Source organism: Mesorhizobium sp. M0894 (assembly GCF_040319725.1).
GTDB lineage: Bacteria > Pseudomonadota > Alphaproteobacteria > Rhizobiales > Rhizobiaceae > Mesorhizobium.
The window spans coordinates 266001-279718 of record NZ_JAMYOG010000002.1 but is presented as its reverse complement, the minus strand read 5'-3'; the positions used below and the strand labels follow the sequence as shown (position 1 = coordinate 279718).

The window sequence follows — 13718 nt, the reverse complement described above, 5'->3', positions numbered from 1 at the left end:
GTGCCCACCCGCCGCCGCTGGAGCCACTTGAGCAGCTGCTACACTCCACCGCTGCCGTTGGATCCGCCGCTGCTTGTTCCGTCATTGCCGCCGCTTGAACCACTGGTGCCACTCGAACCACTGCTGCCGCTGGATCCGCTGCTGCCGCTTGAACCACTGGTGCCGCTCGAGCCGCTGCTGCCACTCGAACCACTGCTGCCGCTCGAACTGCTGCTACCACTCGAACCACTGCTGCCGCTTGAGCTGCTGGTGCCGCTCGAGCCGCTGCTGCACTCGAACCACTGCTGCCGCTTGAGCTGCTGGTGCCGCTCGAACCACTACTGCCGCCTGAACTGCTGGTGCCGCTCGAACCGCCGATGGGCCCCTTGTTGACATTGCGCGGGGAGGGATGGTTGTTGGCGCCCTCGCTTACATTCTCGCAGGTGCACTTGCGCTGATATTTGGTGCCGAAAGCACTGCGTTCATTGCTCGCCTTCTGGCAGACCACCCTATGGCAAATCAAAGTCGCTTCGGTTGTCTCGGGGGTAAGGCCTGTGATGACTATTGCGGTTGTCGTGGCCGCCATGCCCATGATTGTGAACCGGAGTAAATTCCGAAAATTTTGCATAGATACCTCGCTTTCTAACGCCTCGCTTCTCGGGCTCGCGCCCAAGCTTCCTCATTGTCGAGGGGGTGTTTGCAACAAGGCCGCATACGGATCGCTTACGCCTCAGCGGTCGGGCTCAGGGGCGGCATAAAAACGTTGGACAAAGCGCAGACAATGGTGCCGCATTGCGGTATTTCGATCAGAAAAAGACCAAAGATGCGCTTTTTGGGGGAACGGAAAATGTCGAAACGGCTTAGACTGGTGCTGGGAACGGCCGGCGCAATTGCCGTCGCCATCGTCTGGGGGATCATCGCCACGTCGATGGGAGTGCCATCGATCCTGATAACCGTAGGAGCGGTCGCGATCGGCGCCGGCATCTACAGCTATCAAAGCCGGAGCTGATCCGGCATCCGGCGACGGCGGCTTAGCCCAAAAAATCCCACAGTCCCGGACTGCCCGCGGCAATGTTCAGTGTACGAAAATTACCAACGGCAGCGTCCTGTGGAACGTGTGGCCTCTCGAAGCTATTGTGGTGGCGGTCCGAGACACCCCCGCCTCGGGCCGTTGGCTCACCCAGCCGAGTGGTCCGCTGCTACCCAATGGCGGCGGACCGTTCACCCGCAAGACGGACCCCGGAAGACGGACATTGTGCCGAATCGAGGGAGAACCATGGTCGTTGACGAGATTGCAGCGCGGCGCCTGAAAATTCTGATCGAGCAATATATCGAGACCAGGAAGAGGCGCCACGATGAGGTTTCTACCGCAGCGGCTGAGATCGCCATCAGGGCTGTCATGCCGAATTGCCCGGTCTCCGGAAAAGCCTTGGACGACATGATTGCGGCATGTGCGTTCGAACATGGGCTGGGGGTGCTGTTCGATCGACCTGACGCATGAAGGCTAAAATTAGATAACCGACCAACCGGAACCGGCATGCCGAGATATTTTTTTCACTTCCGAAACAATGACGGCCGCTTGACGGAAGATTTCGAGGGTCAGGAGTTGGACGGTTTGTCCGCGGCTCAGGATAACGCCATGGCTTCGGCCAAGGAAATCCTGGCCGAGGGCCTGCTCAGCGGCAGCCCGGTCCTGACAGGTCTTTCCTTCGAAATCTGCGACGAGAACCGGAAGCTGCTATTCCGATTTCCCTTCTCGGAAGCTGCCGAAAAGGCTGGCACTCGACCGTGATTGGCCAAAGGCCCGCAATGCGGGCGAGCTTTGTCGAGCCTGGCTGAAAAACCGCATGTCGCGGCAAGGCGGTCGTTGGCGCAAATCAGCACCATAAGCAAATTAGTAGCATAGCTGCCGGCACAAAGCAAGAACAAACATGGCTTGCCTTGCCGACAGGGGAACTATTTATGCTCCCGTTTGTCGGCCCAGGGCTACCGTAGCGTTCCAAGATCTCGAGGGCAGGGGACTGACCAAGGCGAGCGCGGCGAGACTGATCCGCGATCGCGACGGCCTGATCTCCCTGGTCGCCGAGTTGGGCTCTCTGACGCTCCAGGCGCGACGAGGGCGCCTGACACTTTCGACGCACATCTGCTGCGGGCATTGCCCTGCTGTGCGTAAATATGTGATGAGGAGGTGCCGCGCCATCGTTGCGGCGCGCAGATCAAGCCGGGCAGTGTGCTAACTCCCGCAGGCAATCGAGCAATTTCCGGACTGGCCTAGGCACGTGACCGTGATCTTGAGTCGCAGTGCATGGGAGTTCCATTCCCGATGTTGGCTTATTACGTGCACCGCAAGCGCTTCGTTGCGGGATAAGACCACGTCCTTCAGTCGGAACTCGACGTCATTTCGCGTCTGATGACGGCAGAGTTTCTCTCTGCCGTCATCAGAACACATACCGAATGCTGGAGGATACAGATGAAATTGAGAGACGCGGCACTTGCTGTTTTTTCAAACAAACGCCGAGGCGTGGCTTGGTATAAGATCGCACAGAAGAAGGCGGACAGATACGGCTTTTATGTCTATTCCAGCCATATGGTCTGGAAGGACCAGCCATTTTTCCGCAAGGCACTGCAGCGGGTCAAAAACATCCGCGGGATTCCAGATCCGCGAGCTTTTGTCCTGCAAAGCTGCCTACGATCGATCGAGCGGATCGACGGCGATGTGGCCGAATGCGGCGTAAGGCAAGGCCGGTCGACGATATTCATGCTGATGAGCGATCTTCGGCCACGGCACTATCACCTTTTCGACTCGTTCGCCGGCCTCTCGGAACCGACCGCAGAGGATCGCAAGCGAAACGGCCAAACGCCGTGGAAGTCCGGCGATCTCAGCACTGACGAGAGGGTAGCCAGAGAGAATATTTCGGACTTCGGCAACACAACTTTTCATGTGGGATGGATACCGGAAACTTTTCCCAGCGTAGCCGATCGGCGTTTCGCCCTGGTCCATATTGACGTCGATCTATACGAGCCGACGCGTGACGCGCTTGCCTTCTTCTACGATCGGGTGTGCGCACATGGCATCATCATATGCGATGACTACGGCTCCGCGCTCTGTCCTGGAGCCCGAAAGGCCTTTGTCCAATTCTTCGAAAACCGCCCGGAAGGCATTATCGAACTTCCAACGGGGCAGGCGATTGTCGTAAAGGCAAGCTAGTCCTGAATGGTTGCGGCGGCTCTCCATCGGATGAAGCGAGGACGTCGCCGAAAGCCATGATGGAAATCGGCAGGGCACGGGTATCAATTCTCGCTTGATGGCACCTGAGACGGAGCAAAATAGGCATTGAAGAACTGCTCAACGATCTCGTCGACGACTGAGTTCTTTACGTGCCGCAAGTCCTCTCTGTAGCTACGAGCAAGGCCCCCATAGGTGACAAGCTCGAACGAGGGAAGATAATGGACATTGTCCCGTTCCCGGCAGACTTGACCAAGCACGGCGCGAAGAACGGACTTGCCTTCAGTGCTCGCGGTGACGACGTCCGCGTCCTGAAATGTGCGCGCCAATGCAACCGGTGAGACCGTGAGAATTATCGGCGCATCGGGTTTGCGTTCACGGACCATGTCCACGGCAGCCATCACGTTGGCGTAGTTTTCCTGAAAGCTGCTGACGTGAAGCGTTGTTTCCTGCATTCCGCCGCCGCCGAGATAGAGCGGCTTCTGCGCTGCTGCTTTGCCACTGGCCTTGTTGATGAAGACCTCGGTCATTCCAAAGGTGAATATGAATGCCGTGGCGGCATCGAAGCCAGCCCGCATCTCCCGGTTTACGCTCCCGATCACCTCTTTGAGAACTTCCGGAGATTTGGCGAAAATACCGCGCCGATACGGGTCCTGAAAGCTGGCCGAGCCCCAAGGGACGCGTTTCTTGACCTGCCACCAGTCGTCGTCTGCCTGATCCCACACGCCAAGCATTTGCTCGAGCTGGAGGCGAACAGTGAAAGTGTTGTAGAAGTTCATATGTTCCTGCCGAGGCAGCTCATCTACAATGGCCTCCGCGGGGTCGAAGCTGATATTTCCGTAGGACGGGACGCATGCGATGCGTCTGTTTGTCAACGCGCGTCGAATTTCCTGCGCAAAGCAACTCCCCATCGTGAAGAATATATCGTCAGAAGTTAATACGGGGGTTTTGCGTATAGTAATGGCGCCAGAGCTTACAAAGTCGCCATACTTCGCGTTCAATTTATCCGACGCCATCAGACGGACGGGTTTGGCGTATCCGAGTCGATTGCGTATCCGAAGGTACCTTCGTTTAACTCGCTCCAGAAATGGCACAGTCGCTCCATAGTGGTCACAGCTGGCCCCAACCGCAATGCCGGACATGTAGTCTGCTTCGCGGCTAGCTGCAATCAGAAGGATTCAAGATTGACTATTCGAACGACGTCAGACCTCAGATGCGGTTCTTTTGGCGCATGTTGTCGCGGCGCAGTCTGGTCCCGCTTCACGCTTCATTGAGGCGTCTGTCGGGCTGTCCGCTGACCCCGACAGTTGTGCAGAAATCGCCTTTGGTGGATCGGCAACGCAACATGAGCCGCGCCCTTGGGACCGGGGGATCTCTCTCACGCACGTCTGGCGTAACCCAAGGCAGACCGAGGGATTAGGGCCTACCAGAGAGGGTAATTGTCCTCCGGCTCAGCTTCCTCGTCAGCTTTTCCTCGTTTTTTTATGACCATCCGCACCAATGCTATTGCCGCTACAACCAGCAAAGCAGCGGATGTCCAAAAAAATATACTATTCATGGAAAACATTCATAGTTTTTCTCTCGTATACGTCAGTATATTAGAGGTTTCTCTTTGGAAAAGTTCAGAAGACCCTGTTCCATAATCGCGTTGGCAACAATCCTGGCAGCAGAATCCGCTCCCTTCTCGGTGAAATGCACCTCGTCGTAATAATTTCTATCCAAAGTCTCGCTGCGTTGGCAAAGGTAAGGCAACGATCCATGGAGATCAACGACCGAGGCGCCGGTTCGCTTGGCTATGTCTTCCACAATGCGTCTGTGTTCCCAAACCGCGTTTGCAGCGGGATCGTTTGGGTCTTCCTGCCGATAATTGGGGTTTACGAAGAGAACCGAGGCTCCGGCTGCCTTTGCGAGGACGACCAGTGCACTAAAGTTCGCACGAAACGCGTCTGGTGGATTGTGCGCAATGTGCTTCGAATTTCGACGTCCATCGCCTCGACGTCGAACAATGTTCCCGACATACGCGGTCGCCAGATTTTGCCGTCTTTTGAACCAACCCGAAAGCCCGCCACCTGACGGTGGCTCGAACCAGGAGCAGGAATACTGGTTGTAGTCTCGAGACAGTCCTTCCAGTCGGCGAGGATGAACATCATTGTGCGTATAGTAGTATACGATAAGATTAGGTGACAATGGTGCTACGTGGAAAAGAAGTCTCAAAACGTTCTCGACCGAGGTATATCCGCCAACTCCTGCGTTGACGATGTCAATTTCGACTCCCGGTTTCAGATCCCTCAGGTATTCGCCCAGCCGGTGCGGATAAGTACGGCTATCGTCTTCTATTCCGGTACAATAAGTAGACGATTCTCCCATACAGACAACTCTTAGACATTGCTCCGGCTTCGGCATGGCGGTTTCCGGGCCCCGGAAGCCCAGGCTATTGTGTCTCGATCTGCCGTTGCCCGAGTGCCACACAGGATTCAGCTCATATAAGGTATAGGGGTTTGGCCGAACCAAAGGTGTCGGGCAACCAGCCCATTTGGCAATCAAGCCTGGGAAACCGATCTGGAGCAGCGCCCTATCGCCTAGAAGCATAATGAGGCCTTTGCGCAAAGTGCGCCGCGCTCTCCAAAGTTGCTTTTTAACCACGTTCATCTCGACACCATGTAGCAACGCCTTTCGTGCGCGTGCTCAATCGGGCTCAAACTCACCGCGGTAGTCCATTGCGAGGGCGGAATCCTGCTTCGGCTTATGGAGAACGCAGTTACCAGCCACCAGCACGTCCAGATCCGTTCCCATGAAGCAGCGAAAAGCATCCGTCGGGGAACATACGATCGGCTCGCTGCGCACATTGAAACTGGTGTTCACCAAGACAGGACAGCCGGTAAGCGCTTCAAACCGGGTGATCAACGCGTGGTATAGCGGGTTGGTCTCGACGTGCACCGTCTGAATCCTGGCCGAATAGTCGACATGCGTGACGGCAGGAATCTCGGACCGACGGACGTTCAGCTTGTCTATTCCGAACATAGCGGCCTCGGATGCAGTCATCGCGCGGTGACGGCTCTGCTTAACCGGAGCAACGAGGAGCATATAAGGCGATTCACCCTCCAGATCGAACCAGTCCGACACATGTGCCGACAGGACTGAGGGGGCGAACGGACGAAAACTCTCGCGAAACTTGACCTTGAGATTGAGCGTCTTCTGCATATGGTCCGACCGCGGATCTGCAAGGATGGATCTGTTGCCAAGCGCCCGTGGTCCGAATTCCATCCTGCCCTGGAACCACCCCACCGCCTTGCCGTCGGCCAGCGCCGCAGCCGTGGCATCGATCAGTTGGTCGGTTGGCATGACTTCGAAAACGGCTTTGGCTCGGCTGAGTTGCGCTTCGATCTCGCTCTGACCGAATTCCGGACCGAGATAACTCCCTTTCATGGAATCTTGCTTGGCTATAACCCGCTCACCGCCGAGTTTAAGATGCCAGGCGGCGAGTGCGGCCCCAAGCGAGCCTCCGGCATCGCCGGCTGCGGGCTGAACCCAGATTCTCTTGAAGGCACCATCTCTGAGCACTTTGCCGTTCGCCACGCAGTTAAGCGCCACACCGCCGGCCATGCACAGATTGGGAATTGCAAAATCTCGTGCCAAGCTGCGAGTCAGCCGAAGAACGATCTCATCGGCGACGGCCTGGATGGACGCGGCAACGTCCATATGAAAATCAGTTAACGGATCGGTATCAGGGCGCCTTACCGGCTGTCCGAAGAGGCTGGCGAACCGTGCGTTCGTCATTTTCAGTCCAGTGGCATACGCGAAATAGCTTTGGTCGAGACGGAAGGTTCCGTCCTCGTTCAGGTCGACCAGCTTTTCCAGGATCAGCGATTTGAACCGAGGCACACCATAGGGGGCCAGCCCCATCACCTTGTATTCGCCACTGTTTATCTTGAAGCCGAGATAATAACAGAACGCCGCGTATAGAAGCCCGAGCGAATGCGGAAACCGCAATTCCCGCACGACATCGAGAGTTGCGCCTCTGCCGATCGCAACTGTCGTGGTTGCTTTCTCGCCAACGCCGTCGAGAGTCAAAACCACAGCTTCATTAAAGGGCGACGGGAAAAACGCGCTGGCCGCGTGGCTTACGTGGTGTTCGGAAAAGAGGATCCGGGATGGATCCTTGAAGCCGCGGTCAATTCTGCGGAGTTCGTCGAAAATGATCCTCTTCTGAAATAATTTTCCCGTCAGCCAAGCGGGCATCGCCTTTCGGAATGAATCGAATCCGCTAGGAGCGGCGTCGAGATAGGTTTCAAGCAGACGCGAAAATTTTAGCAGCGGCTTTTCATAGAATACGACGTAGTCCACATCCTTCAGCAAGACACCGCCGGTCTGCAAAACGGACCGAATGGCGTTTGAGGGGAAGTGTTCGTCGGCTTTTCGACGGGTGAACCGCTCCTCTTGGGCCGCCGAAATGATGGCGCCGTCGACGACGAGGGAGGCCGCGCTGTCGTGGTAGAAAGCCGATATGCCCAATATATTGGTCATAATATTGTCTTCAAAACTGATTGGTCATCGAGTTCAAATCGTTCTTGGTTCTTCGTTCAATCCAAAATGTATCATTGGAATGCGTTCTTTGGAGCCGTCGGCAGATCACTCTGACCAACCGGCGCGCAAATCCGACGGGAAATACCACCCCAAAGAACGTCGATGCACAGACCAAGTCGGAAAACCAACCATTGGTCGCAGCCCTCTTGGAGGGCACGTTGTGAATGTCAGACACTATTTTCGCCCACCACGAGAATGCACCCAAGCTATTGGTAAACGATTGAGCCGAAGGAACAAAGCTTGTCAAGGACGCGGCGTATCACCGAGCCGATTGAGCCCGTGCGGCAGCCTTGACCGTCGCCATTCAATGAGTCGGGTTCGGCATTGACTGCGGCTCCGAACGAAGCCACAGACATGGAATAGGATATGAACTATCGCGGATGCTCAAACGGCGTCCCGAAATCGTGCGGGTCGGCAGAGAGCAGAAGCCCTCCGGTACCAACGCACATCGCATCGGGAAATGGAATGAGCGCAAAGAGACGAATTTCGGCGGTGCTGGCATACCCGCTGGTTAAGCGTCTGATCATCGAGAACCTGCCGCCGCACAAAACGCTGTATCTCGCCGGTTTGCTGTGTTCGATCGCCGTTGCGGCGACGACCGCCGCGTCGGCTTGGATCATGAGCACCATGGTCAATAGCATCTATGTGGAACGCAACGCTGCCGCCGCATGGGGTATCAGCGCCGTAATCATCGGCATTTTCCTGGTTAAGGGCATAGCCGCCTATTGCCAGACCATCACGACGGGGAAGATTCGCCGGGCTATCGTCTCGGACCTGCAAAACCGCCAGTTTTCCCGAATGGTGCGTTTCGACATCGGTCGTTTCGCCAATCAGCATCCGGCGAAATTCGTCTCCAAGATCATGTTCAACGCGCGCGCCGGGTCATCCGTTATTCTCACGCTCACGAGCAGCACCGTCTCCGATGTGCTGACGCTGATTGGCCTGGCAAGCGTCATGGTCAAGCAGGATCCGATGATGTCGCTGATATCCGTGGCGGTTCTGCCGCTGCTGTTCCTGTCGGTGGGCGCCATAACCAGGAAGCTCAAGGCGCTGGCAAGGGGCGAGACGGAGTTGGCTGCACTGGTCCAGTCGATCGGCACGGAAGCCGTCGAAGGTATCCGGACCATCAAGTCCTTTCAGCTCGAAGACAAGGCGGTCGCCAGCTTCGCAAAGGCCGTCGGCAAGATGGAAAGGCGCGGCATCCAGATAAACCGGACGTCAGCGTTGATGAGTCCGTTGATGGAGACCGGCGGCGGCTTGATCATCGGGCTGTTCGTCATTTATGCCAGTTGGCAGACCCTCGGCAACGGCAAGACCCCGGGCGAGTTCATGGCCTTCATAACCGCCTTTCTGCTTGCCTATGAGCCCGCCAAGCGGCTGGCCCGCGTCAATGTCGATATCCAGAAGCAGATGGTGGCGGTTGAGCAGATGTATGATTTGATCGATACGCCCGAGCAGCGACAACTCGCAACCGCCGGCGAGCGCCTCACCGATGTCGAGGGCGGAATCCGTTTTGAAGATGTGGCCTTCTCCTACGAAGGCAACAGCCCGGCGCTGCACGGCGTTTCCTTCGAGGTACGGCCCCGTGAGAAGCTGGCGATCGTCGGCCGCTCCGGCGCCGGCAAGACCACCATCGTCAATCTGATCCTGCGCCTCATTGAGCCGGACAAGGGCCGGATCCTCATCGACGGAAAGGACATTTCCAAGATCGGCCTCGCCGACGTTCGCGACAATATCGCACTGGTGTCACAGGATGTCTTCCTGTTCGAAGGCTCGATCCGCGACAACATCCGCGACGGACGCCCGGGCGCCACCGATCAGGAAATCGAGTCCGCGGCGGACCTCGCCCGGGTCACCAGCTTTTCCTCCAGCCTTGAAAACGGGCTCGACACTCTTGTCGGGCCGAGTGGCACCAACCTGTCGGGCGGGCAGAAACAACGCGTCGCCATCGCGCGCGCGCTGCTCAAGAATGCTCCGGTAATCGTCTATGATGAAGCAACGTCCGCGCTTGACGGCGAAAACGAACGGGCGGTCATGGAGGCTGCTTTCGACGATGCATTCGAGCGCACGGTGATCTGCATTGCGCACAGGCTTTCAACCATCAAGGCAGCCGATCGCATCCTGGTGTTTGACGCTGGCATTCTGGCGGACGCCGGGACTCATGACGAGCTTGCCAGGCGCAGCGAAATTTATCGCTCGATCTTTCACCTGGAGGCGTCCGGCCCGATCGTCGAGGGCAGCAAGCAGCTGCGGCAAAGCGTTTTGCGCTGACGGCGATGACCAGTTTTTATCACGGTTCCTATGTCAGGTATGTGATTGCTGGGATAGGCCTGCGATTGCGCCGATACACAAAGGCCGCGCGGACATTGTTTGCCGGCTCCAAGCCTCATTCCGTTCTTGAGCTGCAGGCCAAGGCCGACGCGCTGATCGCGCGCAGGGACTGGACAGGCCTTGAAGCAAGTATCAATGAAATGGCCATCATGGCTGACCGTTCCCGCAACGCCGAGCTGATGCAGAAGGCAGGACAGGCCTTCGAACGGCTGGGCAACTTCGCCCGGGCGGCCGAGCTACGGCTTACCGCTCGCCGGCTGCGGAAGGGGAAAAATGCCAACGAATGGACCGGGGAGAACCTCGGTTCGGATACACTGCTGATCGATCTTGTGGAGGATGACCCGCGCAGCCTTGGCCGGGTTATCCGCCACGCGCGACTGGCCGGCGCCGCCGCTGCCTATGCGCAAAGTGCAACAATTCGGGCAGAGCCGCGGCTCATATCAATTCTGCAGCGAACGTTCCCGAAGGCGACCGTGGTCCCGGCGCAGCAGGATGTGATCGGCGACAAACATGCGACCTTCGAAGATCTCGCCTGGGTGTTCGGACGCGATGCCGAGAAACTTGCCGCCGACTTCGTGCCGCTGCGAGCAGATCCTGGGCTCGTCGAGACATTCCGCAAGCATTATCGCTCGATCACGGATCTGCCGCTGGTCGGCCTCTCCTGGGGTAGCAAATCCCACACCAAGGACGTGCCTGACTTCCCCGAATGGGCACGGTTCATCGCCCAGACACAAGCGACATTCGTTTCGCTTCAGTACGGACAGATCAAGCCGGCGCTGCGGCGCCTGCGCAATGGCAATGACGCGCGTCTTATCTATGACGACAGCGTTGACCAGATGGTCGATATGGACCGGTTCGCTGCACAGGTCGCAGCGCTCGATGCCGTCGTGACGATCAGCAACACGGCGGCTCATCTATCCGGAGCACTTGGTATTCCGACTATTTTCCTGATCGACGACAATTTTCAGACGGCGTGGCCAGTCATCGGCGATCGAACGCCTTGGTATCCGAAGGGCGTCGTCATTCGTAAGGAAGGGCGCGCGTGGTCGGTGGTGCTCGACGAGGTTGGTCAAAGACTCTCGTCGATCTTGACGACGCATTCCGACGCTGCCTGTTGAGGATCGCCGTGCCGAACAGACGATCCGTCCTTCAAAAAGCAAAAGCTGCGGACCTGCGCCCGCAAGCAGGCGCGGGCAAGCGGCTACAGACGCTTTTTGATCGAGCAAAGGAACTTCTTAAACGGCCCTCGCGTCATGCCGACGAAAGCGTCGAACGGCATATGAGGCTGATGGCGGAGAGCGTCGAGCGAAGCGACTGGAAGGCGGCCCGGGACCATGCGCTGGCACTCGGCCTGCTCGGTGAGCAGCTTGGCGATCGCGGGCTTGTCAAGAAAGCCGGGCGTGGGCTCAGACGTGTCGGCGGCGGAAACCGTGCCTGGCAGTTGATTGCGTCGAGCAAGCAAATGCCAGGCAGGCCCGAATGGGATGGCAGTGATCTTGCGGGTCGCAGGCTTGCCGTCGAGCGCCGCGAAGGCGACCTTGCGATTTTCCTTCAGTTCGCGTCGTTGCTTGGCCCGGTGGTCGCGGCTGCCGAGCGATGCATCGTCTCGGTCGAGCCGCGACTGGTGCCACTCTATCGCCGAACATATCCTGCGCTCGATCTCAGGCTGGAGGAACAGGGGGAGGTGGCGGCGGTGGACGCCGATGTCTTCGCCTGCTTCGAGACACTGGCGAAGCACTTCTGGCCGGATGAACCGGCAGCACGCGCGCCCTTCGTCCCGTTGGAGCCGGACCGCCGATTGGTCGCCGAGTTGCGCAGCACCTACCTCGATCGCGGCCCCGGTCCTCTGATCGGCTTTGCCTGGGGAAGCCTGAACAAGGCCAAGGACCTGCCGGCCCTGGACGATTGGCGGGCGTTGCTCGGCAGCCTGCCGGGACGTTTCGTCAGCCTGCAATATGGCGATGTCGGGCCGGCGCTCTCCGAGTTCGAGCACTGGGTGCCGGGACGCATCATCCATGACGCTTCCGTCGACCAGTTGTCGGATATGGACCGCTTTGCCGCGCAAATCGCTGCGCTCGATGCCGTGGTGACGATCAGCAATACCGGCGCCAATCTGGCGGGGGCGCTTGGCGTCCCAACGGTCGTCATGCTCGACGACGGGTTTCGGCTGTCGTGGCCCGCCTTCGGCGAGACCGTGGCCACATATCCAAGCGTTCGACTGGTCAGAAAAGGCGGCCAGGCATGGGCGTCCGCAATGCAGGAAGCAGGTGGACGGATCAGGCAAATCATCAGTGGAGTTGCTGATGGCCGATAGCCGATTTCTTCTCCGGTTCCGCCGCGCTATCGCGCTTGCCGGCTACAAATACAAGGTTTGGTTCCGCAGTCATCGGCGGCAGCTTTTCCTTCGCTGGCGTGACGGCGATATTGCCGATCAGATGGCGGATTATCGGCGAAGCATCGAGGCGCGCGATTGGTCGGCCGCGCTGCCGAAAGCCCTGGCGCTAGCATCGATCGCGAAGTCGAGGGGCGAGGTACATCTGCTCGACGAGCTCGGCAAGGCGCTGATGCGGATGGGCGCTTACGGCCCGGCGGCCGAACTCAAGATCGCCCGGCGCCATATCGTTGAAGGCCGTGTCGAGCGTGAGTGGCTCGGCCAGGATGTCTCGGGCCAGGTACTGCTCGTCGACCTGATGGAGACCGAGAAGCAGGGGCTGGCCACCGCGATCCATCATGCGAGTTCCGTCGGCCGCGCGCTCGCCCGCGCCGCACGATTGATCGTGCTCGTCGAGCATCGGTTGGTGCCGTTGTTTCAGCGGACATTTCCCATTGCCGATGTGCGGGCTGTCGGTCCCGGGAACAAGGCCGCCTACGCCGAGGCGCAGGCCTTTGCCGGCGTCCAGCATCTGACTGCTGTGTTCGAAACCAATGAGGCGACGATCCGGGAGCATTTCGTCCCGCTTAAACCGGATCCGGCGCGGGTCGCTGAACTTCGCGCCCGCTACAGCGAGGACGGCCGGCCGCTGGTCGGCGTCGCATGGGGCAGCTCCAATCCCGGCAAGGACCTGCCGCCGCTGGCGGCGTGGCGTCCCCTGCTTGGCCGACAGGACCTTCGGTTCGTTTCGCTGCAATATGGCCGGACCGAGTCAGACCTGAAAATCTTGACCGATGGCGACCCGACACGTGTGTTGCACGACCCTACCGTGGATCAGCTTGTCGACATGGACATGTTCGCGGCGCAGGTTGCAGCGATGGACGCCGTCGTAACCATCAGCAACACCGGGGCCCACCTGGCGGGCGCCCTCGGCGTCCCGTCGGTCTTCATCCTTGGTGACGGCTTCAAACGTTCGTGGCCAGTGGAGGGCGACCGCACGCCCTACTATCCTTCGGCCGTGCTGGTCTCAAAGCGCGAACGGCCCTGGGCCGACGTGATGGACGAGGCGCGACACCACATGTGCTCACTCATCGCCTCTAGTTGACTCCGCCACGCCTGGCATCGCGAACGCACTAGGAAGGCCACAGCAGCCAAGTGGTCAAGGGCCTTTTTTTACGGCGAGAACGCTGTAAACTGCCGGCTGGCGGCTGGTTCAAGACTTGGAGG

General features: G+C 58.5%; 12 protein-coding genes. 9 read left to right on the top strand and 3 right to left on the bottom strand.

What is annotated here, in order from left to right:
* The first annotated feature begins 27 nt into the window (after window positions 1-27).
* From NKH91_RS04680 to NKH91_RS04660, 5 genes are all read left to right on the top strand, one after another.
* Window positions 28-372, top strand: a complete 345-nt coding sequence (locus NKH91_RS04680; RefSeq protein WP_352844057.1) for a hypothetical protein — start codon at window positions 28-30, stop codon at window positions 370-372.
* Window positions 373-826: 454 nt separating this feature from the next.
* Entirely contained in the window at window positions 827-988 is a 162-nt protein-coding gene (locus tag NKH91_RS04675; protein ID WP_352844055.1) for a hypothetical protein, read from the top strand.
* A gap of 267 nt (window positions 989-1255) precedes the next feature.
* Complete coding sequence (locus tag NKH91_RS04670) at window positions 1256-1480, top strand: hypothetical protein (RefSeq protein ID WP_023717697.1); 225 nt, start codon at window positions 1256-1258, stop codon at window positions 1478-1480.
* Between the two features lie 36 nt (window positions 1481-1516).
* A complete protein-coding gene (locus tag NKH91_RS32335; protein ID WP_023717696.1) occupies window positions 1517-1771 on the top strand; it encodes a DUF6894 family protein in 255 nt (84 codons plus the stop codon).
* Window positions 1772-2449: 678 nt separating this feature from the next.
* Window positions 2450-3187, top strand: coding sequence for a TylF/MycF/NovP-related O-methyltransferase (locus NKH91_RS04660; RefSeq protein ID WP_352883639.1), 738 nt, complete (start codon window positions 2450-2452; stop codon window positions 3185-3187).
* A gap of 83 nt (window positions 3188-3270) precedes the next feature.
* Here the strand turns inward: NKH91_RS04660 and NKH91_RS04655 are convergent, their stop codons facing one another.
* The 3 genes from NKH91_RS04655 to NKH91_RS04645 all read right to left on the bottom strand — a co-directional run bounded on the left by NKH91_RS04655 (window position 3271) and on the right by NKH91_RS04645 (window position 7729).
* A complete protein-coding gene (locus NKH91_RS04655) occupies window positions 3271-4116 on the bottom strand; it encodes a GSCFA domain-containing protein (protein WP_352816243.1) in 846 nt (281 codons plus the stop codon).
* A 679-nt stretch (window positions 4117-4795) separates the two neighbouring features.
* A complete protein-coding gene (locus NKH91_RS04650; RefSeq protein WP_352587179.1) occupies window positions 4796-5608 on the bottom strand; it encodes an SGNH/GDSL hydrolase family protein in 813 nt (270 codons plus the stop codon).
* Window positions 5609-5890: 282 nt separating this feature from the next.
* Window positions 5891-7729: a carbamoyltransferase family protein gene (locus NKH91_RS04645; RefSeq protein ID WP_352844051.1), complete on the bottom strand. Its 1839-nt coding sequence runs from the start codon at window positions 7727-7729 to the stop codon at window positions 5891-5893.
* Between the two features lie 525 nt (window positions 7730-8254).
* Here NKH91_RS04645 and NKH91_RS04640 point away from each other — a divergent pair.
* From NKH91_RS04640 to NKH91_RS04625, 4 genes are all read left to right on the top strand, one after another.
* A complete protein-coding gene (locus NKH91_RS04640) occupies window positions 8255-10060 on the top strand; it encodes an ABC transporter ATP-binding protein (protein WP_352844049.1) in 1806 nt (601 codons plus the stop codon).
* A gap of 65 nt (window positions 10061-10125) precedes the next feature.
* Window positions 10126-11238, top strand: coding sequence for a glycosyltransferase family 9 protein (locus tag NKH91_RS04635; RefSeq protein WP_156948029.1), 1113 nt, complete (start codon window positions 10126-10128; stop codon window positions 11236-11238).
* A gap of 161 nt (window positions 11239-11399) precedes the next feature.
* Window positions 11400-12434: a glycosyltransferase family 9 protein gene (locus NKH91_RS04630; protein ID WP_352844047.1), complete on the top strand. Its 1035-nt coding sequence runs from the start codon at window positions 11400-11402 to the stop codon at window positions 12432-12434.
* The gene (locus NKH91_RS04625) at window positions 12424-13596 is read left to right on the top strand and encodes a glycosyltransferase family 9 protein (RefSeq protein ID WP_352494620.1); all 1173 of its coding nucleotides are present in this window, start codon (window positions 12424-12426) and stop codon (window positions 13594-13596) included. Before NKH91_RS04630 ends, NKH91_RS04625 begins: the two co-directional genes overlap by 11 nt.
* The last annotated feature ends 122 nt before the right edge of the window (window positions 13597-13718 follow it).